The organism is Pseudarthrobacter sp. NPDC092202, from assembly GCF_044755505.1.
Taxonomy (GTDB): Bacteria; Actinomycetota; Actinomycetes; order Actinomycetales; family Micrococcaceae; genus Arthrobacter.
Genome location: NZ_JBIVRG010000014.1, coordinates 19,794 through 41,119, shown reverse-complemented (window position 1 = coordinate 41,119; position 21,326 = coordinate 19,794). Strand labels below are relative to the sequence as shown.

The 21,326-nt window shown below is 66.8% G+C and carries 17 protein-coding genes; 6 read left to right on the top strand and 11 right to left on the bottom strand.

Annotation, left to right across the window (positions count from 1 at the left end):
• Window positions 1–158: 158 nt before the first annotated feature.
• Both ACIQF4_RS17645 and ACIQF4_RS17640 read left to right on the top strand, forming a co-directional pair.
• Window positions 159–1,508 (top strand): glycosyltransferase family 87 protein, encoded by a 1,350-nt coding sequence (locus ACIQF4_RS17645; RefSeq protein ID WP_400516906.1) that lies wholly within the window; start codon window positions 159–161, stop codon window positions 1,506–1,508.
• A 91-nt stretch (window positions 1,509–1,599) separates the two neighbouring features.
• Complete coding sequence (locus tag ACIQF4_RS17640; RefSeq protein ID WP_400516905.1) at window positions 1,600–2,790, top strand: glycosyltransferase 87 family protein; 1,191 nt, start codon at window positions 1,600–1,602, stop codon at window positions 2,788–2,790.
• Window positions 2,791–2,798: 8 nt separating this feature from the next.
• Here the strand turns inward: ACIQF4_RS17640 and ACIQF4_RS17635 are convergent, their stop codons facing one another.
• The 4 genes from ACIQF4_RS17635 to ACIQF4_RS17620 form a co-directional block, all read right to left on the bottom strand.
• Window positions 2,799–4,133 carry a phosphoribosyltransferase family protein gene (locus ACIQF4_RS17635; RefSeq protein WP_400516904.1) on the bottom strand — a complete coding sequence of 445 codons (1,335 nt, stop codon included), beginning with the start codon at window positions 4,131–4,133 and terminating at the stop codon, window positions 2,799–2,801.
• 74 nt (window positions 4,134–4,207) lie between these two features.
• Window positions 4,208–4,540 carry a CU044_2847 family protein gene (locus tag ACIQF4_RS17630; RefSeq protein WP_350004194.1) on the bottom strand — a complete coding sequence of 111 codons (333 nt, stop codon included), beginning with the start codon at window positions 4,538–4,540 and terminating at the stop codon, window positions 4,208–4,210.
• 121 nt (window positions 4,541–4,661) lie between these two features.
• Window positions 4,662–6,281 (bottom strand): polyprenol phosphomannose-dependent alpha 1,6 mannosyltransferase MptB, encoded by a 1,620-nt coding sequence (mptB, locus tag ACIQF4_RS17625; protein WP_400516903.1) that lies wholly within the window; start codon window positions 6,279–6,281, stop codon window positions 4,662–4,664.
• A 182-nt stretch (window positions 6,282–6,463) separates the two neighbouring features.
• The gene (locus ACIQF4_RS17620; RefSeq protein WP_350004249.1) at window positions 6,464–7,615 is read right to left on the bottom strand and encodes a diguanylate cyclase; all 1,152 of its coding nucleotides are present in this window, start codon (window positions 7,613–7,615) and stop codon (window positions 6,464–6,466) included.
• 145 nt (window positions 7,616–7,760) lie between these two features.
• On the opposite strand from ACIQF4_RS17620, the gene ACIQF4_RS17615 reads away from it, so the two are divergent.
• Window positions 7,761–7,997 carry a zinc-ribbon domain-containing protein gene (locus tag ACIQF4_RS17615; protein WP_350004192.1) on the top strand — a complete coding sequence of 79 codons (237 nt, stop codon included), beginning with the start codon at window positions 7,761–7,763 and terminating at the stop codon, window positions 7,995–7,997.
• 30 nt (window positions 7,998–8,027) lie between these two features.
• Here ACIQF4_RS17615 and ACIQF4_RS17610 read toward each other — a convergent pair whose 3' ends face one another.
• Window positions 8,028–9,386, bottom strand: coding sequence for an Nramp family divalent metal transporter (locus tag ACIQF4_RS17610; RefSeq protein WP_350004191.1), 1,359 nt, complete (start codon window positions 9,384–9,386; stop codon window positions 8,028–8,030).
• Between the two features lie 395 nt (window positions 9,387–9,781).
• Between ACIQF4_RS17610 and rsgA the strand changes: the two genes are divergently transcribed.
• The gene (rsgA, locus tag ACIQF4_RS17605; protein WP_400516902.1) at window positions 9,782–10,978 is read left to right on the top strand and encodes a ribosome small subunit-dependent GTPase A; all 1,197 of its coding nucleotides are present in this window, start codon (window positions 9,782–9,784) and stop codon (window positions 10,976–10,978) included.
• A 151-nt stretch (window positions 10,979–11,129) separates the two neighbouring features.
• Window positions 11,130–12,164, top strand: coding sequence for a LacI family DNA-binding transcriptional regulator (locus ACIQF4_RS17600; protein WP_400516901.1), 1,035 nt, complete (start codon window positions 11,130–11,132; stop codon window positions 12,162–12,164).
• Window positions 12,165–12,201: 37 nt separating this feature from the next.
• Here the strand turns inward: ACIQF4_RS17600 and ACIQF4_RS17595 are convergent, their stop codons facing one another.
• The 5 genes from ACIQF4_RS17595 to ACIQF4_RS17575 are packed head-to-tail and all read right to left on the bottom strand — an operon-like array spanning window position 12,202 to window position 17,942.
• Complete coding sequence (locus ACIQF4_RS17595) at window positions 12,202–13,263, bottom strand: LacI family DNA-binding transcriptional regulator (RefSeq protein WP_400516900.1); 1,062 nt, start codon at window positions 13,261–13,263, stop codon at window positions 12,202–12,204.
• Window positions 13,263–14,747 (bottom strand): glycoside hydrolase family 1 protein, encoded by a 1,485-nt coding sequence (locus ACIQF4_RS17590; RefSeq protein WP_400516899.1) that lies wholly within the window; start codon window positions 14,745–14,747, stop codon window positions 13,263–13,265. Before ACIQF4_RS17590 ends, ACIQF4_RS17595 begins: the two co-directional genes overlap by 1 nt.
• Window positions 14,744–15,661 carry a carbohydrate ABC transporter permease gene (locus tag ACIQF4_RS17585; RefSeq protein WP_400516898.1) on the bottom strand — a complete coding sequence of 306 codons (918 nt, stop codon included), beginning with the start codon at window positions 15,659–15,661 and terminating at the stop codon, window positions 14,744–14,746. Before ACIQF4_RS17585 ends, ACIQF4_RS17590 begins: the two co-directional genes overlap by 4 nt.
• Window positions 15,658–16,647 carry a carbohydrate ABC transporter permease gene (locus tag ACIQF4_RS17580; protein WP_400516897.1) on the bottom strand — a complete coding sequence of 330 codons (990 nt, stop codon included), beginning with the start codon at window positions 16,645–16,647 and terminating at the stop codon, window positions 15,658–15,660. Before ACIQF4_RS17580 ends, ACIQF4_RS17585 begins: the two co-directional genes overlap by 4 nt.
• Window positions 16,648–16,649: 2 nt before the next feature.
• Window positions 16,650–17,942 (bottom strand): ABC transporter substrate-binding protein, encoded by a 1,293-nt coding sequence (locus ACIQF4_RS17575; protein ID WP_400516896.1) that lies wholly within the window; start codon window positions 17,940–17,942, stop codon window positions 16,650–16,652.
• A 289-nt stretch (window positions 17,943–18,231) separates the two neighbouring features.
• On the opposite strand from ACIQF4_RS17575, the gene ACIQF4_RS17570 reads away from it, so the two are divergent.
• Window positions 18,232–20,193: an adenylyl cyclase gene (locus ACIQF4_RS17570; protein WP_400516895.1), complete on the top strand. Its 1,962-nt coding sequence runs from the start codon at window positions 18,232–18,234 to the stop codon at window positions 20,191–20,193.
• Window positions 20,194–20,275: 82 nt separating this feature from the next.
• On the opposite strand, the gene ACIQF4_RS17565 is transcribed toward ACIQF4_RS17570, so the two are convergent.
• Window positions 20,276–21,325, bottom strand: coding sequence for an arabinan endo-1,5-alpha-L-arabinosidase (locus ACIQF4_RS17565; RefSeq protein WP_400516954.1), 1,050 nt, complete (start codon window positions 21,323–21,325; stop codon window positions 20,276–20,278).
• Window position 21,326 lies beyond the last annotated feature (1 nt).

Below are 21,326 nucleotides of genomic sequence, written 5' to 3'. Positions count from 1 at the left end.
GTCAGCGCTGCGTGCTCCGCCGTGCAACCGCAGCAATTACGGCCCGCTCGGGCTGGTCAATTACAGTTGATGGGGAGTGGAAGCTGTTTTTGGACGCCTCCAATGCCACCGGAGAAGCCTCCCGGCAAGACCCGTGCACCACTGCGCAACACACGGCTGTGCAACGACCTGATAAGGATCCCGCCATCTCTACGGACGCTTTCTTCGGCAGACTCACCCGGATCCGCAACGCCGTCCTTCCCACGCCCGCCCGGGCCCGGCTCAACACCGGCCGCGGACTGCTGGGCGGTTTCATCGTGGTGCACCTGGTCTTCCTGGTCTTCGCGGCCTCGCTCTCGCTTCGCGGTGAGGCCTTCAGCGATACCTTTATCTACCGCGACTGGGCCATGGCCGGGTTCGACGACGCAAACCTCACCGGCGGGCCCAGCCCCTGGGTCTACCCGATCCTGGCGCTCATCCCGATGGCCATCGCAGGCATCGCCGGCCCAGGACCCTTCTTTTTCCTGTGGGTCCTCATGACCACAGTCCTGAACGGCTGGGCACTGCTGAAACTTACCAACCGCGGCCGGGACCGCCAGGCCATCCCCGCCGGCTGGTGGTGGCTGGTGTTCACCTTCCTCATGGGCTGGCTGGGATTCGCCCGCGTGGATGGCCTCACCGCCCCGCTGGTCCTGGTGGCCCTTGCGTATGGCGTCGGCCGGCCGTTCATCGCATCCGTCCTGCTGGCCATCGGCACCTGGGTGAAGGTCTGGCCCGCGGCCGTCATGCTGGCCCTGTTCGCCGTCGTCAAAAACCGTGTCCTGGTGGTGCTCGCCGGCCTTGCGACGACGGCCGGGGTGGTTGCGCTGGCCGCTGCGGTGGGCAGCGTCCCCAGGCTTCTGAACTTCCTCACCCAGCAGGGTGACCGCGGCATGCAGCTGGAGGCCACCTTCACCACGCCGTGGCTCTGGCTGTCCGTCCTGAACATCGGCGACTCCCGCATGTACATGAACACGGACATCAACTCCATGCAGGTGGACGGCCCCGGAACGGCAGTGATGTCAGTACTGATGCAGCCCCTCCTGATCCTGGCCGCACTGCTGGTGGCCGGCCTGACCTTCTGGGCACTGCACAACGGGAAGCAGCACAAGGGCCAGCTCAACGGCGGCGTGGACCGCACCGAGCTGCTCCTCGCCGGGGCCCTGACCCTGGCCACCGCGTTCGTGGTGTTCAACAAGGTGGGATCGCCGCAGTTCATGGTGTGGCTCGCGCCGGCCGTCGCCGTCGGCCTCGCCCACAGCTGGCGCGACTGGCGGGTACCGGCCGCCATGCTGATCGTCATCGCCGTGGCAACGTACTTCATCTACCCCCTGTTCTACGACGCCCTCAGCCACAACAACCCGTGGATGGCCCTGGTGCTCACCATCCGCAACGTCCTCCTGGTGGTCCTGTTCATCTGGAGCGTCCGGCGCCTGTACCTGTTGGGCAAGAAGGCTCCCGCAGCCGCCCCCGCGCTCAAGGAGTCCTAAGATTTCCACGAGGTTCTTTGACCGCCTGGTCTCCGTCCGCAGCAACCTCCTGCCGGCAAAGGCGGTTGACTGGTTCGCCCGCCCTTCCAGCGTGTGGTGGGGATTCGCCGTCGTCCATCTCTACTTCCTTGGCTGGATGGCGTCCTTCTTCCTGCACGGCGACACGTTCAGCGACACGGAGCAGTACCGCCAGTGGGCCACGGACGGCTACAACCCCGAGGACCTCGACGGGAAAATCAGCCCGTGGGTGTACCCCGTGTTGGCGCAGATCCCCATCTTCCTGGCCAACATCGCCGGGCCAAGCCTGTACCTGCTGGCCTGGTTCCTGATCATCACAGCCCTCAACGCCGTCGGACTCGCCTTCCTCACCCGCGGGCCGCGGAAGGTGGCCGGCATCGCCCCGGCCTGGTGGTGGCTGTTCTTCACCGTCTTCATGGGCTACCTCAGCTTCGCCCGCGTTGAAGGCATCACCGCGCCCATCGTGCTCATCGCCCTGCTCTATGCGGCGCAGCGGCCGGTGGTGGCCGGCGTCCTGCTCAGCATCGCCACCTGGATCAAGGTGTGGCCGGCGGCCGTGCTCGTGCCCATCGTGATTGCCAGCCGGAAGCGGGTCCAGGTGGTCCTTTCCGGCGTGGCGGTAACAGCGGTTGTCACCCTGGGCACCTGGCTCTCCGGCGGGCTGCCCCACATCATGGACTTCCTCCTGAACCAGGGCGAGCGCGGGATGCAGCTCGAAGCCACGTTCTCCACGCCGTGGGTATGGCTGAGCGTCTTCAACATTGCCGGTTCCAGAATGGCGGACAATACCGCCATCAACTCCACAGAGGTCTACGGCCCCGGAGCGGACACCGCAGCCTTCCTGATGCAGCCCCTGCTGATCCTCGCTGCCATCACCGCTGCAGTGCTGCTGGTCCGCGCCCTGAACCGCGGCGCCGAACGGGAGGAACTGTTCCTTGAGGGCTCCCTGATGATGGTCACCGCGTTCATCGTGTTCAACAAGGTGGGTTCCCCGCAGTTCATCATCTGGCTGGCGCCGGTGATCATCGCCGGGCTCACGCATGACTGGGAGCGGTGGAAGGTTCCTGCGGCGCTGCTGATGGGCATCGCAATAACCACCTTCGTCATCTACCCCCTGTTTTACACGCCCCTGATCCACGCCCATCCGGTGATGGCAGCCATCCTCACCACCCGGAACGTCCTCCTGGTGGTGCTGCTCTGGTGGTCCGTGAAACGCACTGCCGAACTGGGCCGGAAACCTGCGGCGGTGCCCGCGGGCGCGTAGCTGGCAGCTCAGGAAACCCCTGGTGCATCTTCCGCCGCGCCCTCCGGCACCAGGTGGCGCGAGAACCATTCGGTGGCCAGGGCCGCGACCCGGGCGAGCGTGCCCGGCTCCTCGAAGAGGTGGGTGGCTCCAGGGATGACCTCCAGGTGTACCGGCGCCCGCATCAGGTCCATGGCCTGCCGGTTCAGTGCCAGGACCTGGGTGTCCGCACCCCCCACAAGCAGCAGGGTCGGTGCGCACACCGCCGCAAGTCGCGGCCCGGCAAGGTCCGGCCTGCCGCCGCGGGAAACCACGGCGTCCACCTGCGCGCCCGGTTCGGCCGCCGCCCACAGCGCGGCGCCCGCCCCGGTACTGGCCCCGAAGTAGCCAACCCGGCATGCTGCAGTCTCATCCCTGCCCTTGAGCCAGCGGGTTGCTGCGCTGAGCCGCTGTGCCAGCAGGGGAATGTCAAAGACGTTTCCGCGGTCCACTTCCTCTTCGGGGGTGAGCAGATCCAAGAGCAGGGTGCCCAACCCCGCTTCCTCCAGGACGGAAGCAACGTAGCGGTTGCGCGGGCTGTGCCGGCTGCTGCCGCTGCCATGGGCGAAGACCACCACCGCCCGGCACTGGTCCGGAAGATGCAGGTCCCCGTTGATTGACGCCCCGTCCAGTGCGATGCGGACGTCCTGGCCAGCGGCGGCAACCTGCCCCGGGCGTCCCCGGAGCTCCCGCCGCGCCGCGGCGTCGAGCAGGTGGACCACTTCCTCATCGGTTGTCGGTGAAAAGTCGCGGTAGTAGTAGCCCACCGCCTCGAAGTCGCGCGGGGAGACCAGGGAGAGGACCTGGTCCGCCTCGGGCAGGGAGTCCATGGCCCGTTCCGGCGCCACCGGGACGGCCAGGACCACCCGTGCTGCCCCCAGCTGGCGGGCCACCTTGCATGCCACCCGGGCCGTTGACCCGGTGGCGATGCCATCGTCCACAATGACGGCCGTACGACCCTTGAGGTCCATGGGGGCCTTTCCCTGCCGGTACCGTTCCAGCCTGGAATCCAGCAGCGCACGCTCGCGCGCCTCAACCGTCCGGAGATCAGCGTCCGTGACGCGGGCAAGGGACACCACCCGCCGGTCCAGTACCCGGGCTCCGCCTTCCCCGATGGCACCCATGGCCACCTCCGGCTGGAACGGAACCCCCAGTTTCCGCACCACAATGATGTCCAAGGGAGCATCCAGGGCGTCCGCAACCTCAGCCGCCACGGGAACACCGCCGCGGGGCAGCCCCAGGACCACCACGTCCTCCCCGCGCAGCCCGGCCAGGGCGAGCCCCAGCTTCCGGCCCGCTTCAACCCGGTCCCGGAACTTATACATCCGGCCACCTCCTCGTGGGAAGATCAGTCATGCTCCGCTGCAGCGTGGAAGGCCTCCAGTTCCTGCAGGCGGGCTTACTCTTCCTCGGCCACGACATCCGGGGACGCCGACCAGGACATTCTCAGGACGAAGTGCCCGTCCGCCGTGTTCCGGGCGATCACCGCCCCCGCGGTTCCCGCGAGTTTCACGCCGAATTCCACTTCCATGTGTTCGGGTGCGATTTCCCGCATGGCGTCGACGACGGCCGCTGCTGCGGGGCGGACGGCGGCCAGGGCATCCTCCAGGCGCCGGCCCGCATCCAGGATGCCCTGCTCGTTCCTCGCAGGGTGTTCCACGCCGTAGCTGTTGGCCGCCACTTCAACCAGGACAGTCCCGGAGCCCACCTCGTACCGGACTACCTCAGTCATGCCAAGCACCCTTCTCCTCTGCTCCGGCCGGGGCGGGCAAGAGCCACGGGCGCGGGGGCCAATACCCCTTCACTAGACACCTGCCCCTGCCGGCGCAACAGGGTCAAAAGGCCCGGACGGCTCAGCGGCTTCCCAGCTTCTCCCGGCCTGGCTCCTCCGCCCGGCCACGCCTGGCATCCCGCATAGCCAGCAGCCACCTCCAGCCCCGCCTGGCGAGGTCCAGGGGCCTGCCTTCGATCAGCAGCTTGCGTGTATGCACGTCAAGGAATAGAAGGTAGAACGTAAATGCCAGCGCCGTGATGAACGCCAGCGACGACGCATCGATGGGCAGCTCCACGAAGGACCAGACGGAGAGCTGGTCCTGCGCCCCGAACACCACAAAGAACGTCACGCCGACGTACAGCGACCTGATCTGCCAGTCGTCGCGGATACCCGTAACGGCCAGGAACGGCAGGAACCACAGGATGTACCACGGCTGGATGATGGGCGAAAGCATCACGACGGCGGTGAACGCCAGGGCCATCCGGCGCACCGCCAGCGAATAGTCGCCCCGGAACATCAGCAGCAGGACAAGGCCGATCGCGGCCCATTTCATGCCCGTCCGCAACAGGGTGGCGAAGGTCCCGCCGGGGAGTCCCAGGACGTTGGCGAGGAACTCCACCTGCTGGCCCAGGAAGCCGGACGGCGAGTAGCCGGTGTACCCCGGCGTGGGGTCCATGATGGCCCAGGTCCAGCCGATGCCGAGGTTGTAGGGGATGCCGCTCAGGACCAGCACGCCGAAGCTGATGCCCGCCGTCGCAGCCCAGATCAGGAACTTGCGCGGCCAGGACGCGGACGGGCCCGCCCACATCACGCCGATGAACGGCAGCAGGAGCACGGTAATGGGTTTGATGCCGATGGACGCGGTGACCAGGAGGATGCCTGCCAGATAACGGCGCGTGGCGGCGAAGTAGACCCCGGCAACGGCGAGGCCCACCATGAGGGCGTCGTTATGGGCACTGGCAATGAAGCTGATCAGGAACAGCGGGTTGGCCACCGAGATCCAGAGCGCCCGGGCGCCGTTGATGCCATGGAGTTCCGCCAGTTTGGGGACGTAGATGACGCACAGCAGGACGCCGACGCCGGCCAGGAGGCGGAAGAGCAGCACGGACACGTCAGGCTGGGCACCGGTCAGCCCCACCACCCCGCGTGCCAGCCAGAGGAAGTAGGGCCCGTAGGGTGTCCGGTTTTCCGCCCATGCCGGGTCCGCTCCCAGCGAGAACCAGTTGCTCAGGCTGGAGATACCCACTTCGTAGGGATTCTGGCCCTCCATCACCAGCCTGCCCTGGCCTGTGTAGGCGTACACGTCCCGCGAGAACACCGGGACGCAGAAGAGCAGCGGCAGTGACCAGGCGGAGATGGCGACCACCACGGACCGCAGCGAGGACTGGCCCCAGTCCGCCAGCCGCTGGCCCAGCCGAAGCCAGGAACGCATCAACACCATCGCACCCACGGTGAGCAGCACGGTGGACACCGTGACTCCCCAGCCCTCGGTGCGGAGGGCGATGACCACCGGCTGGCGGATCATGGGTGAGCCGTTGGCGATCCAGCCCGTGCCGATGGAGCCGATAAACATCATGAGGGCTCCGATGAAGCCCTCAATGGTGGCAAGGTAGGCGCGGCCTGTAGCCGGGCCGGAGGCTTTGGCCGGCGCGCCCGGCTGAGTCTCCGAAGTCCCGGGGTGTGACCCGCCTGCCGTCATGAGTGTCTGGTCCCTTACTTGGTTACGGCGCTGGTTGGACCAGCAAAAAGGCCGCCCTGCAACCCCGCCATTTTATCAGCAGGGGTTCCCGCTCCCCTTGGGTTACGGACCGCCCGGAAGCCACAGTTTGGCAACAGGCCCGGGAGCATGGCCTGCACAGCCCCCGCTTCCGCTGGCCCCTGCTAGCGCATCCGGTCGCTGCGGGCGGTCTGGTTCCGGCCCAGCGACTTGGCCATGTACAGTGCGGCATCGGCTGAGGCGATCAGGCGCTCCACGTCCGTCGCGGCGCCGTCGTACGTTGAAATGCCGTAGCTGACGGTGGGCATTTCCATCCCGTCCGCGGTGGTTGCGGCGGCAAGGCGGTTGCTGATCGACGAGGCGATGAGTTCCGCCCGCTCGGCGCTGGCGCCGGGAACGAGGAGGACGAATTCCTCCCCGCCGTAGCGGCCCACCAGGTCGGTGGGACGGACAGTGGCCGTGCACGCATCGGCGAAGGTCTGGAGGGCGAGGTCCCCGGCGGCATGCCCGTAGGTGTCGTTGACGGACTTGAAGTGGTCCAGGTCCGCCAGGACCAGGGCGCCCGATCCCCTGGTGATGGACAGGTCCGCCAGCTGTTCCGCCGCCATTTCCAGGAAGGCCTTGCGGTTCAGCAGCCCCGTGAGGTCGTCGCGTGAGGCCACCATCCGCAGGGCCCGGGTCTGCTGCTCGCTGCTGAGGGCTGCCATGCTGAAGGAAACCACCACCAGCAGGACCATGGTCACCAGGGTGGTGACCGCAGAGCCGAACACGCTCTGGAAGATCGGCCCGTTTTGGCCCTCCAGCATGAAGGCAAACCAGCGCAGGAGGTAGAACACGGAGAGCCCGCCGGCGGCAACGGCCATGGGAATCCGGACCCGGGTATATCCCGGTTCCAGGCGCCAGAGCTCGCGGGACGCAAGTCCGATGGTGAGGCTCATCGCCGCCAGGAACACCGGCCCGCCGGACCAGGTGTTGGTGGCCGGATTATCGAGGGCGGAGGCCACCAGCGTGACCAGGGGGATGCCGGTGAAGGCCCACTTTGGCGGCGCCACGGTCCGCAGCGACCGGGCACCCGCCCACACTGCCACCCCGCCGTGCACCAGCAGCACGTTCCCCAGCGGATTGGCCCAGACCTGGTGGGCCGTGCCGTCCAGCAGGAAGCAGGCCGATCCTGCAAGGAAAAACAGCAATGCCAGGCACCACCAGCCGCTGTATGGCGAGCGCGTCACCCGGTAGGCGGAGAAGTAGAAAAGGAACACCAGCACCAGCGCCATCAGGCCGAACGCAATGCGAAGGGTCGCCGTATCCAGGACCATGTTTGCCGAAATCCCCCTGATAACGAACATTGCGCGGACCCCCAGTATCGCACCGCTCCGGGAGGCTGTCAGGATGGGCTATCGGCTGGTCCAGGGCCTAATGTTGTCAGGACAGCCAGCAGGACTGCCCCGAAAGGCCAGACCCATGTTCCTCCTCTTTGGTTTCAAGACGGTACTGACGGCGCTGCCCGGCAAACCGGCCACCTGCCAGTACTGCCGCTCCTTCGCCCACCACCGCCTTGAAGAGCGTGCCACCAAGTTCACGCTCTTCTTCATTCCGGTGTTCACCACGTCCCGGAAATACAACATCACGTGCACCAACTGCGGGTACGTTTCGAGCATCTCGGCGCGGCAGAAGCGGGCGCTGGAACTGCAGCGGTAGCCAATTAGCCTTGGCTAGAGGCAACAGCCGTCAGCCGCCGAAGAGCGGCGAAAGGGAAGTCCAGAACTGCCGGATGCCCAGGACGATGAACAGCAGGGCGCAGAGCCCCAGCGCGATGTTGGAGTGGAGCTTGTTGGCCCAGGCCTTGGGGATCCGCCTGCCGTTTAGCAGCCCCAGCAGGGTCAGCGCCAGGAACGGCATGAACAGCGAACCCAGGGCCCCGTACAGCAGGATCAGGCCGATCGGCTGGCCCAGCGCGAAGAGGACCATGGGCGGGAAAGTAAGCCACAGGATGTAGAACCTGAAGTATTTTCCGCCCACGCGGGTATCCGGGTGGCCGGACTCCTTGCCGCGCATGTTGCCCCAGAAGTCGGCGAACATCAGGGAGACGCCGTTCCAGACGCCGATGATGGAGGAGAAGGACGCGGCCCAGAAACCCACCAGGAACCCGGTGCCCACAATGTCTCCGTATTCCGCCTTCAGCACACCGTAGAGATCCAGCAGCCCTTCGTCGCTGGCGCTGAGGGATACCCCTGCCGAGCGCACAACCTCCGCACCCACAATGAGCATGGCGATGACGAAGATGCCGGTCATTACGTAAGCCATGGAGTTGTCGATCCGCATGACCTTCATCCACTTGGGCGTGTACCAGCCCTTCTCGCGAAGCCAGTAGCCGTAGGCGGCGAGCGTAATGGTGCCGCCCACCCCGCCGGCCAGCGCCAGCGTGTAGAAGATGCCGCCGTCCGTGGAGGGAATCATCGGGATCAGACCGGCAAGCATTTCCGGAATGTTCGGGGCGGCAATCACGGCCAGCCCCACCACGGTCACGAACATCAGGCCCACCAGCACGGCGGTGATCTTCTCGAAGGTAGCGTATTTTCCCCACCAGACCATCGCAAAACCGGCGAGTCCCATCAGGATGGCCCACGCCCACAGCGGCAGGAACGGGAACACTGCAGCCAGGGGCAGCGCCGCAGAGGACATGGCTGTGGCCCCGTACACGAACCCCCAGATCATGATGTAGGGACCGAAGTACCAGGTGGTCCACTTGCCCAGGGAGCGCCAGCCCTCAAAGATGGTCTTTCCGGTTGCCAGCGTGTACCGGCCGGCCCCCTCGACGAGGATGATCTTCAGGACCACACCCACAATGACTGCCCAGAACAGGCCGTAGCCGTAGCGGGAGCCCGCCACCAGGGTGGCCACCATGTCAGCGGCACCCACGCCGGTGGCAGCCACCACCAGGCCGGGACCGACGATGCGCCACTTCGCCGGACGGCCGCCGTCGTCATCGATCCTGTCCGCGTGGCTGCTTCCGGGCCCGCTCTCCTTGCCCGCGTTCAACACGGCATCGTTCCTTGCAGCGGCCCGGTCCATGGCGTCATCGCCCATGGTTCCTCCTCAATTCGTGCTGCGTCCCTGGAAAACACAACTGCAGCCAACCTATGCCCGAACCGGCGCCCCATCAAAGAACAACGTGCTGGTCCGGGGCACATTCCGGGATTTACGGGTTGGGTTCAGGGCTCTGGTGGATTCCGGCGGCCGGGGCTAAAGTGGGTTCCGCCGGATGCTGCCGGCGGAACCCACGGGACCTGACGCCGGTCCCCACGGCTCGAGAGGGAGGTGGTTTTGATGACTGTTGCAGCCCTGCGCCTTGAGCGCTCCGCACCCATCATCCAGACTCTTCCCCTGTACCGCACCGGCCCCGCCTGACCTCACCGCGGAGCGCCAACACCCCCCAGGCCAATGACGGCCGGAGCGCAGGGGCCCTTCCCTGAGGTATCACAGTGAAATCATCATCAGGCCACGGCCTGGACAGCATCACCACGTCAAGCAGCACCACTCCGCACACCAGCCCTGCCAGCAGCAATGGCCCAGGCAACAACGGGCCGGTTGCCTACGGCTACACCGCGGCGGTTGCCCGGCATTTCAGCAGCCACCCCCTGCCGGGGGCAACGGAGCGCGGCCGCGTGGTCCGCGTGGACCGGTCCCGGCTGCTGGTGGCGGCTGGACCAGACCTGCTCCACCTTCCGTATCCGCTGACCGGTGAAGCGGCCGTCACCGGCGACTGGGTGTGGATGGGGCCCAACAGGGCCGGGGAACGCCAGATCCTCGGCGTCCTTCCACGGCTCTCGGAGCTCAGCCGCAAACGCGCCTTCGAGGACTCCTCCGCCGCGCAGGTCCTGGCCGCCAACATGGACACTATTGGCGTGGTGGTGCCGGTGGACCGGCCGTTGACGCACAACCGGCTGGAGCGCACCCTAGTGGCCGCGTGGGACTCCGGCGCCACTCCCCTGGTGATCGTCACCAAGGCGGACCTCGCCGGGGTGGCGGACGACGTCGTCGGGAAAGTCATCCTGCAGGCGGCGGGCGTGGAGGTGGTCACCACCTCGGCCGAAACCGGCGACGGCGTCCCCGAACTGCTGGCGCACATCCCGGCGGGCGGCACCATCGTCCTCCTGGGGCCGTCCGGCGCCGGAAAGTCCACGCTCATCAACGCCCTGGTGGGCCGCGAAGTCCAGCACACCGGGGAGGTGCGGTCCGGCGACTTCAGGGGAAAGCACACCACCACCTCCCGGGAACTCGTGCCCCTACCCAACGGGACTGTCCTCATGGACACCCCCGGCGTGCGGGGTTTCGGGTTGTTCGACGCCGAGGACGGCATGGGCGGGATGTTCGATGACATCGAGGCGCTGGCCGGCCGGTGCAGGTTCTCGGACTGCGCCCACCAGGGCGAGCCCGGCTGCGCAGTGCAGGAGGCCATTGCGGTCGGTGCGCTGGAGGAACGCCGCTGGCACAACTACCTGAAGCTGCAGCGGGAGCTGGCCGCCCTGGCCCGCCGGCACGACGCCGCAGCGCAGCGTGCCTACCAGCGCGAATGGCACCAGAAAGTGGTCATGGCCGGCAAGTCCCAGCGTTCCGCCGAGCGCGGGCTCCATGAGCAGCAGGACCGGCAGGACCGGGCCGGGCGCAAGCGGCGTTGAATGACGGCGGTGCCCTGCAGGGGCGGGCACCACCGTCGCAGGGCACCACCGTCGCAGGGCACCGCCGTCCCCTCCGACCGGTTGAGTCGATTCAACGTTGTAAAGTGGGCGGTACTGGCCTGCGGGCCGCGGTTGAACCTAAGGGACTGGGATGGCGGCAACTCTTCACGATGTGGCGCGCGTGGCGGGCGTATCCTTCAAGACCGTCTCCAACGTGATCAACAACCACCCGCACGTCCGGGACACCACCCGCGCCAAGGTGGAGAAGGCCATCGCGGAGCTGGGCTACCGCCCCAACCTCACCGCCCGCAGCCTCCGCTCCGGGCACACCGGCGCCATCACCCTGGCCCTGCCGCAGCTGAGCCTGCCGTACTTCGCCGAACTTGCGGACGCGGTCATCGAGGCTGCCGCCAAGCACGGGCTGGTGGTGCTGGTCGAGCAGACCGGCGCTGACCGGAAGCGCGAGCTTGAGGTGATGGCCAGTCCGCGGCTCAAGATGTCCGACGGCCTGATTTTCAGCCCGCTGGCGCTCGGCCAGGAGGACGCAGGCCTGATCAAGGCGGACGTTCCGATTGTCCTGCTCGGCGAGCGCATCTTCGGCAGTTCCTCGGACCACGTCACCATGCAGAACGTGACGGCCGCCCGGGCCGCCACCGAACACCTGCTGGACCTCGGGAAGAAGCGCATCGCCGTCGTCGGCGCCCACGAGGGCGAGGTCATCGGCTCGGCCGGCCTCCGCCTTCGCGGGTACCGAGAGGCACTGGAAGGGCGGGGCATTCCGTACGACGACGGGATCGTCGCCTACGTGGTGGACTGGCACCGGTCCAACGGCGCGGCGGCCATGCACGACCTGCTGGACCGCGGCGCCTCCTTCGACGCCGTCTTCGGCCTGAACGACACCCTGGCGCAGGGCGCCGTGCGCGTCCTGCAGGAAGCCGGACACCGGGTCCCGGACGACGTCGCGGTGATCGGCTTCGATGACCTCGACGAAACCCGGTACTCCCTCCCCACCCTGAGCACGGTGGACCCCGGCCGGACCGAGATCGCCGAGACCGCCATCCAGATGCTGATGGAACGGATCAAGGACCCGGACGGAATGCCGCCCCGCGAAGTGGAAACGGCGTTCCGAGTAGTGCCGCGGGAATCCACCGTGGGCGCCGGCCGGGGCGGGGCGCGGACCGGCTGACAGCCCGGTCTGACCACTCCGCTCTGCCGGTGCCGAACTATCCGCCGTGCCCCACGGTGCTGCCGCGGACAACCAGCTCGGCCGGGTAGATGACCGGATCGAGCTGCTCTTCCGGGTTTTCGATCACGCGGATCAGGAGCTTCCCGGCGGTCACGGCCATGTCCACCATGGGCTGGGTCACCGTGGTGAGGCCCATGCCGTTGGCGGCCAGGAGGGAATGGTTGTCGAACCCCACAACGGCAACATCCTCCGGAACCTTCCGGCCGCCGCCCCGCACCACGTCGATGACGCCCAGCGCCATCAGGTCAGAGGCGGCGAAAACACCGTCCAGCTCCGGCGACCCGGAGAAAAGGTCCCGTGCCGCTTCGGTGCCGCCCGCCGTCGTAAAGTCACCGTGGATGACCGGGCCGGGCTGCAGCCCGGCCTCCCGGACACCCTGCATCCAGCCTTCCAGGCGGTCAACTGCCGCCGTCATGTCGGCGGGTCCTGCCACGGTTCCCAACCGGGTGCGCCCGGCGTCCGCCAGGTGGCGGGCGGCAAGCCGGCCGCCCTCGAAGTTGTCCAGGTCCACATAGGGGACCCCGAACCCCATGGCCCAGGGCCTGCCGATGAAAACGGTGGGCAGGCCCGTTGTGCCGAGGGTCTCCGCCCAGTCGTCCGCCTTGTGGAACGAGACCACGATCGCGCCGTCCACGTGCCCGCCCCGCAGGTAGCGCAGGGTCCGGGCGGAGTCATCCCCCGCCCGGGACATCAGCAGCACCAGCTGCATGTCGGTGCCCCGGAGGGCTTCGTTGACGCCGGTGATGACGGCGGCGAAGAAGGGGTCCATCATCACCCGTGCGTCCGGCTCCGGAATGACCAGCGCAATGGACCCGGTGCGCCTGGTCACCAGGGACCGGGCCGCACGGTTCGGCGTGTAGCCGAGTGCCACGATGGCGGCGTCGACGGCGGCCTGGGCTTCCGGGCTGACCTTCAGCCCCCCGTTGATCGCACGGGACGCGGTGGAGCGGGACACTCCGGCGGCCGTGGCAAGATCTTCAAGCGTCGGGCTGGGCCTCCCGGCTTGCAGGAGGCCGGGCCGGCGGGACTTTTCGTTCATTACACAGACAATACGACACCCGGCTCCGCAGGCGACACGGGGCTGCTGCCGGCCGGAATCGCGTTCGAGGCCGCCACCGCCGAGTACCACAACGCGCTGGCTTTCGGGATGCGCTCCTGGGTTGAATAATCCACCCGGACCAGGCCGAAGCGCTGGTGGTAGCCGAAGGACCACTCGAAGTTGTCCAGCAGGGACCAGGCCAGGTAACCGCGAACATCCACACCGTCCGCGATGGCCTCGTGCACTGCCCGGAGGTGCGCCGCGAAGAACCCCAGCCGGTCCTGGTCGTCCACAAAGCCCGCCTCGTCAGGGACGTCATCGTAGGCTGCACCGTTCTCGGTGATGTACACGGGGATCCCGGCAGGGCCGGTGTACTCCGCCTGCAGCCGGTTGAGCAGGCGCCGCAGCCCCTCCGGCTGGACCTCCCAGCCCATTCCCGTCACCGGCAGGCCGTGGGGCACCGAACGGACGCCGTCGGCTGCCACGAACGGGGAGGACACCGGCCGGTCCGCCTGGCCCGGAGCCGACGTCGTCTCCTGCCCCGCCCGCTCCCCGGGATCCACCGGGTCCTTCGTGAGGGATTCCCCGTGGTAGTAGTTGACGCCGAGGAGGTCCAGCGGCGTGGAGATGATGTCCAGGTCGCCGTCCTGCACGAGGTCGGCCAGGCCAAGGTGCGCAACGTCTGCCAGAAGGTCGGCCGGGTACTCGCCCCTGAACAGCGGGTCCAGGAAGATCCTGTTGAACTGGCCGTCGATCCGCCTGGCGGCGTCCCGGTCGCCCTCGCTGCCGGGATCCCGCGGATCCGGGACCGTCAGGTTCAGGGTGATGCCCACAGAGGCTTCCGGATCCTCGCGGCGGAGGGCGCGGGCTGCCAGGCCGTGGCCGAGCAGCAGGTGGTGTGCGGCAGCCAAAGCTGCCCGCGGGTCCTGCCGTCCCGGCGCATGGACACCCGCCGCGTACCCCAGGAAGGCCGAGCACCATGGTTCGTTGAGGGTGGTCCAGATCCGGACCCGGTCGCCCAGGACGCCGTGCATGAGTGCCGCGTACTCGGCGAAACGGTAGGCGGTGTCCCGGTTGGCCCAGCCGCCCTTGTCCTCAAGCGCCTGGGGCAGGTCCCAGTGATACAGGGTCAGCCAGGGCATGATTCCGGCAGCCAGCAGTTCATCCACCAGGCGGGAGTAGAAGGCGATCCCCTCAGGATTGGGCGTCACGCCGTCCGGCATGCAGCGGGCCCAGGACGTGGAGAACCGGTAGGCCTTCATGTGCAGCTGGTCCATCAGCGCCACGTCCTCCTTGTAGCGCCGGTAGTGGTCGCAGGCCACGTTCCCATTGTGGCCGTCCGCTACGGCACCGGGCAGCCGGGCGAACACGTCCCAGATGGAGTCCTGCCGCCCCCCGGTGTGTGCTGCGCCTTCGATCTGGTACGCAGCTGTTGCCGCGCCCCAGAGAAAGCCCTCCGGAAACGGAAGTTGGGTGGAACTCATCCTTTTACTGCTCCTTGCATAATTCCAGATACGAGTTGACGGCCTGCCGCGATAAACAGGAGCAGGAGCGGGACGGTGGCCAGGACGGCTCCGGCCAGGACCACGGAGTAGTCCACGAAGTGGGCGGCCTGCAGCAGCTGCAGCGCCACCGGGAGGGTGGGGTTGGACGGGTCAAGGACGATGAACGGCCAGAAGAAGTTCGTCCAGGTGGCCACGAAAGTGAACAGGGCGAGCATGGCGGCCGCAGGGCGGGCTGCGGGGAATCCGATGTACCAGAAGGCCTGGATCATGGAGGCCCCGTCCATCCGCACGGCCTCGATGAGCTCATCGGGGAGGGCGTCACGGAGGTATTGGGTCATCCAAAAGACGCCGAAGGCGGTGACCACGCCCGGGATGATGACGGCCCACAGCGAGCCGGTCCACCCCAGCCTGGACATCACGATGAACAGCGGGACCACGCCCAGCTGGGTGGGAACCGCCATGGTTGCGATGACGAACACCAACAGCCCCTTGCTGCCGCGGAAGCGCAGCTTGGCAAAGGCGAATCCGGCAAGGGTGGAAAACACGACGACGGACGCCGCGGTCACGCACGAGACGATGAGGCTGTTGCCCATTGCCTTCCAGAACGGGATGCTGTCAAAGACTTTCGCGGCGTTGGCCAGGAAGTTTCCGCCGGGCAGCAGCGGGATGCCGCGGCTCAGGACCGTATTGTCGTGGCTGCCCACCAGGAAGGACCAATAGAGCGGAAAGAGGGACGCCAGCAGGACGGCACCCAGGAAGCCGTAGGTGAGGAAACCCGGCCGGCGGGCACCGCCGTGGCCGCCCCCCGAGCGCCTGGCCCCTGGTCCGCGGCGGGCTGCTGCCCTGGCGGCCCCCTTCCCGGCGGTCTGTTCGATCATGGGGATGGAGCTCACTTGCGGCCTCCCTGGCTTGCAATGCGCTTGGTGATGAGGAAGTTGAGCAGGGCGATCAGCACAATGATCAGGAAGAGCAGCCAGGCCACGGCAGAGGCCCTGCCGAAGTTGCGCTGGCCCCAGCCGAGTTCCCAGATATACATCGTCAGCGTCTGCCACTGCCTGTCCGCACCGCCCAGGCCGGACTGGTCAAAGACCCGCGGCTCGTCGAAGATCTGCAGTCCGCCGATGGTGGAGGTGATCACCACGAAGATCACCGTTGGCCGCAGCATGGGCACTGTTACGGAGAAGAACTGCCGGAGCCTGCCGGCGCCGTCGATGGTTGCCGCTTCGAACACGTCCCGCGGGATCGCCTGCATGGCCGCGAGGAAGATCAGCGCGTTGTAACCGGTCCAGCGGAAGTTCACCATGGTGGCAATAGCCAGATGGCTGGCAACGGAATCGGAATGCCACCGGACCGGGTCCAGCCCTACCGCCGTCAACATCCCGTTAATCAGCCCAAACTGGTCTGCGAAGAGGTTGTTGAAGATCAGGCCCACCGCCACCGGCGCCACGACGAACGGCACCAGGACCCCCATCCGCCAGAACGTCCGGGCCCGCAAGTTCGCGTCCAGCACCGCCGCTATGACCAGGGCGATGACAACCTGGGGCACCGAGGACAGGATGAAGATGCTGAAGGTGTTGCCCACGGCATTCCAGAAGTAGGGCTGGGCCACAACGAAGGCGTAGTTTTCCAGGCCCGTGAACTTCCCCTGCCCGCCGATGAGGTTCCAGTTGTGCAGGGAAACCCAAGCGGTGTACACCAGCGGAAAGAGCCCGGTGACGGCAAACAGGATAAAGAACGGTGAGATGTAGAGGTAGGGGGAGAGCTTGACGTCCCACTTGGAGACCTGCTGCGAGAAGGCCAGGCGCCGGACACCCTTCGTGTCATCAGGCGGGACCTGCCCCGCAGCGCTCCGTGGCCGGACCCGGTCGGTGACAGCCATGCCTAGAGGGACTTCACTGCGGTGACGAACTTCTCCCAGGAGGAGGCGGCGTCGTCCGACTTGTCAACGTCCACGCGGGTGAGGGCCTGCTGCATGGCGTCGTTGATGGCGAAGTACTTGGTGCCCTTGAAGGGCGTGACCTCAACGGCCTTGGCGCGTTCGGCAAAGATCTGGCCGGTGGGCGCACCGTTGAAGAACTCATTCGTCTGGCCCAGCAGTTCGCTGCTTTCCAGCGCCTCCTTCTGGCTGGGGAAGGTGCCCTTGGCGGTGAAGGCCTTGATCTGCTGCTCAGGGGCGGTCAGCCAGCCTGCCAGCTTCTTGGCCTCGGCCTGGTGTTCGCCCTGGGTGGGGACCGTCAGGTAGGACCCGCCCCAGTTTCCGCCGCCGCCGGGGAAGACATTGGCCACATCCCAGCCGGTGACCCCGGCTGCGTTGCCCTCGATGACGCCCAGCATCCAGCCCGGGCAGAGGGTTGTTGCGAAGGCGCCTGTCTGGAAGCCGGAGGCCCAGTCGTCGCTCCACTGGCTGAGGTGGGCGGACAGCCCGTCCTCGGTGGAGGCCTTCAGGACCTGGTTGTAGGTGTCCTTGACCTTCTGGTTCTCCGTGGCGATGACGGTGCCGTCCTCCTCCTCGTAAACCTTCTCAAGCTGGTTGCTCATGCCCTGGTAGATTGCCCCCGCTGAGTCGAACCAGGCGGAATCAGGGTTGGCGGCCTTGTAGGCCTTGCCGGCTTCGAAGTAGCTGTCCCAGGTGGTCCCCAGCATTTTGGCAACTTCCCCGCGTTCGCTGGGCATGCCGGCCTTCTTGAGCAGCTCTGCGTTGTAGCAGACAGCTTCGGGGCCGGAGTCAGTCCCGTAGCCAAGGAGCTTTCCGTCGGCGGTGGTGGCGGCCTCGGCCTTCCAGTCCAGCCAGCGTCCTTCCACGGCGGGGTCGGCAAGGTCGGCAAACCGGTCCGGGTACTGCAGGAGTTCCGGAAGCCAGTCCACCTCAACGGCCTCAATATCGGACAAACCGGAGCCGGCTGCCAGGCGCGTGGTGAGGTTGTCCCGTGCTTCGTTGGTGGTTGCCGCCTTCTTGTGCTCGATGGTCACGTTGGGATTCAGCGTTTCGTACTCTTCAAAAAGCTCCTCGTAGCCGAACTCGTTGAAGGTGCCCACCGTGAGCGTGACGGGATCTGAGCCGGTGGCGTCGTTCACGCCGCCCTTCTCGGGCGCTGCTGATCCGCAGGCCGTCAGCGACAACGCCAGGCAGGCGGCCGCGGCGGACAGCACGGTGAACGTGGTTGGGTTTTTCACGGGGAAGACTCCTTTGTCAGAAAAATGCCTTGCCGATCCGCGTGGACGGCTGAAGGCGGAGAAGTGGTGAGCGGCGTGCCGGGGTGGTGACCTTGGGTGGGAGCGCTCTCACCACATGGTGTCGCACCTCACAGCTTCTTGTCAAGAAGTGGTAGGAGCGCTTCCACGCGACCCTTGCCCACACCACTGGGCGGTGTTACGCTTCCCCGACGAGAGCGCTCCCACGGCCGCCCCGATCAAGCCGCCTGCAGTCAGCCTCGACGAATCCCACCAAAGAACAGGACCAGCAATGCCGCTAGCCCATCTCCCCCATCCGCCGCGCTCCGGCAAGCCGCAAGACCCGCCGCTGCGGCGCACGCAGGGCAGGGGCCGGCATGTCGCCGGCGCCGTTGCCCTCCTGGTCGGCCTGATCGGCAGTGGCGGAGGCATGGCCACCGCTGCCGGGACCGCCACGCCGGCCGCACCGCAAGCGCCGGCACCCCAGGCCCCTGCACCGGCCGCTCCCCCGGCCCTTCCCCAAAGCGTGGAACCGGACTTCGGCCCCAACGTCCGCATCTTCGATCCCAGCATGCCGGTGGCTGAAATCCAGGCCACGGTTGATTCCATCGCCGCCGAACAGGTGGACGACGAGATGGGGTCCAAACGCTACTCACTGCTGTTCAAGCCGGGAACCTATGGCAGTGCCGAGGAGCCGCTCATTGTCCAGGTGGGCTACTCCACCGAGGTGGCGGGCCTGGGCGCTTCCCCCACGGATGTGACCATCAACGGGCACGTGGACGTCTACAACCGCTGCCTCACTGCGGATAACTGCATTGCCTTGAACAACTTCTGGCGGTCCCTGTCCAACCTCACCATCAACGTCACCGGCCTCGAGGGCTGCCGCAGCTCCGCCAATTTCTGGGCGGCCTCACAGGCATCACCCATGCGGCGGATCAACATCACGGGTGGCAACCTCTCCCTCATGGACTACTGCACCGCGGGCCCGCAGTATGCCAGCGGCGGATTTATCTCCGATTCGAAGACGGGCGACGTCATCAATGGCTCGCAGCAGCAGTACTTCGTGCGGGACAGCAGCATTGGCAACTGGTCCAACGGGGTCTGGAACCAGGTCTTCTCCGGAGTGGATGGCGCACCGGCGCAGTCCTTCCCCAACCCGCCGTACACCACCTTGGCGGATACCCCGATCAGCCGCGAAAAGCCTTACCTCACGCTGGATCCTGCCGGCCAGTACAGCGTGTTCGTTCCCGCCGTCCGCATGGGTTCCTCCGGGACCACCTGGGAAAACGGTCCAACGCCGGGCCGCAGCATCCCGCTGTCCGAGTTCTATGTGGCCAGCCCCTCGGACTCCGCCAAGACCATCAACTCCCAGCTGGCACGCGGCAAGAACCTGCTGCTCACCCCCGGCGTTTACGGCATCGATGAGAGCATCGAGGTCAAAAGGGCCAACACGGTAGTCCTGGGGCTGGGCATCGCCACCCTCACCGCCGTCAACGGCGCCGTCCCGCTGACAGTTGCGGACGTGCCCGGCGTGGACATTGCCGCCGTCACCATCGACGCCGGTGAAGTGAATTCACCGGCTTTGATGCGGATCGGAAAGGCCCGGCAGGGCGAGGGCAGCGGGTCCGCCAGTTCGGCCATCCACACCGATCCCGCCAACCCCACCACGCTCCACGACGTGTTCTTCCGGATCGGCGGACCGCACGTGGGCAAAGCCTCCGTCAGCCTGGAGGTCAACAGCGACAACGTCCTCCTGGACCACATCTGGGCCTGGCGCGCCGACCACGGCAACGGGGTGGGCTGGACCACCAATACCGGCAGGAACGGCGTGATCATCAACGGGGACAATGTCACCGCCACGGGCCTGTTCGTGGAGCACTACCAGGAGTACAACGTCATCTGGAACGGTGAGAACGGCAGGACCATCTTCTTCCAGAATGAGTTGCCCTACGACGCGCCAAACCAGGCCGCCTGGCAGCACGACGGGGTCCTGGGCTGGGCCGGTTACAAGATCGCAGACTCCGTCAAGACCCACGAACTCTGGGGCGGCGGCAGCTACGTCTACAACAACGTGGACCCCACCATCCACGCCACCCGGGGCTTTGAAGTGCCAGTAACGCCGGGCGTGAAGCTGCACAGCCTGCTCACGGTCAATCTGGGCGCCGGCACGCTGGACCACGTCATCAATGACACCGGCGCACCCGTGTCAACGGACGCCGTTGGGGTCCCCAGCTATGTCCCCAGCTTCCCCTAACGAAGCTTCTTGACGGGTTTTTGTCCAGATACGGGGAGATAATCGCTCCGAAAGTCCTCGTATCTGGACAAAAACTCTCGGGTCAGCCCCACCGCACGGCAGGCCAGCCGTCCTTCCATTCCAGTCCGGCGAGGCCAAGCCGGAAGGCGCCGTCAAGCTCTTCCGCGTAGTAGTGGAAGGCGAGGACATTACCGGAGACCGACTGTCCGCCCGGTCCCACCCGGCCGCCGTCCGAGGAAAGCAGAGGGGTGCCGCCGCCGTCGAGCAGTTCCTTGCCCTCTGCGTCAATGTAGGGACCGGTGATATTGTCCGCCCTCCCCACGGCGATGTTGTACGTGCTCTCCAGCCCCTGGCAGCAGAAGTCCCGGGAGAAGAACAGGTAGTACTTTCCGCCGTGCGGCAGGATGTACGGCGCCTCTATGGCATTGGGCGGCGCCTTGCGGTCCGCGATGGCCACCGGTTCAGCAGAGTCAGCACGCAGGCCCGCGGGCCAGGCGAGTTCCACGAGCTGCAGGCCGGTCCAGAACGATCCGAAAGACATCCAGGGCGTGCCGTTCTCGTCCTCCGCGATGCCAGGATCAATGGCGTTGAACCGTTCCCCTTTGGAGGAGATGGCCTGCCCCCGGTCCACCCATTCGTACGCGGGGTCCGCCGGGTCCAGCGTGCTGTTGGTAGCCAGCGCAATCACGGAAAGGTTCTTCCCGAACGTGGACGCCGAGTAGTACAGGTACCAGGTCCCGTCATGCTCATACAGCTCGGGAGCCCAGAGGTTGTCCACCCCGGGCACCGCTTCGTTCAGCCACGCCGGCTTTTCCTGCCAGACCTCGCCGGCATATTCCCAGTGCACCCCGTCGCTGGAGCGGCGCACCTGGATGTTGCCGTCCGCCACCTGCCCGTTGCCGGTTGAATAGATGAACCAGGGTTCCCCGGCTTCCCCTTTGACCAGCGCGGGGTCGTGGGTGAAGAAGTCGCCGGTAAGTTCGGCGGCGCTTGCCTCCGGTGCCGCGGCGGGCGGGGCGCCGCAGCCGGCCAGGACAAGGACGACGACGGCGGACAGCACCGCCGCCAGCCGCCGCACCAAGGGTGGAACAGCAGTGCGGCCTGGAGCGTCGCCTTGCGCCTGGGCAGGCACG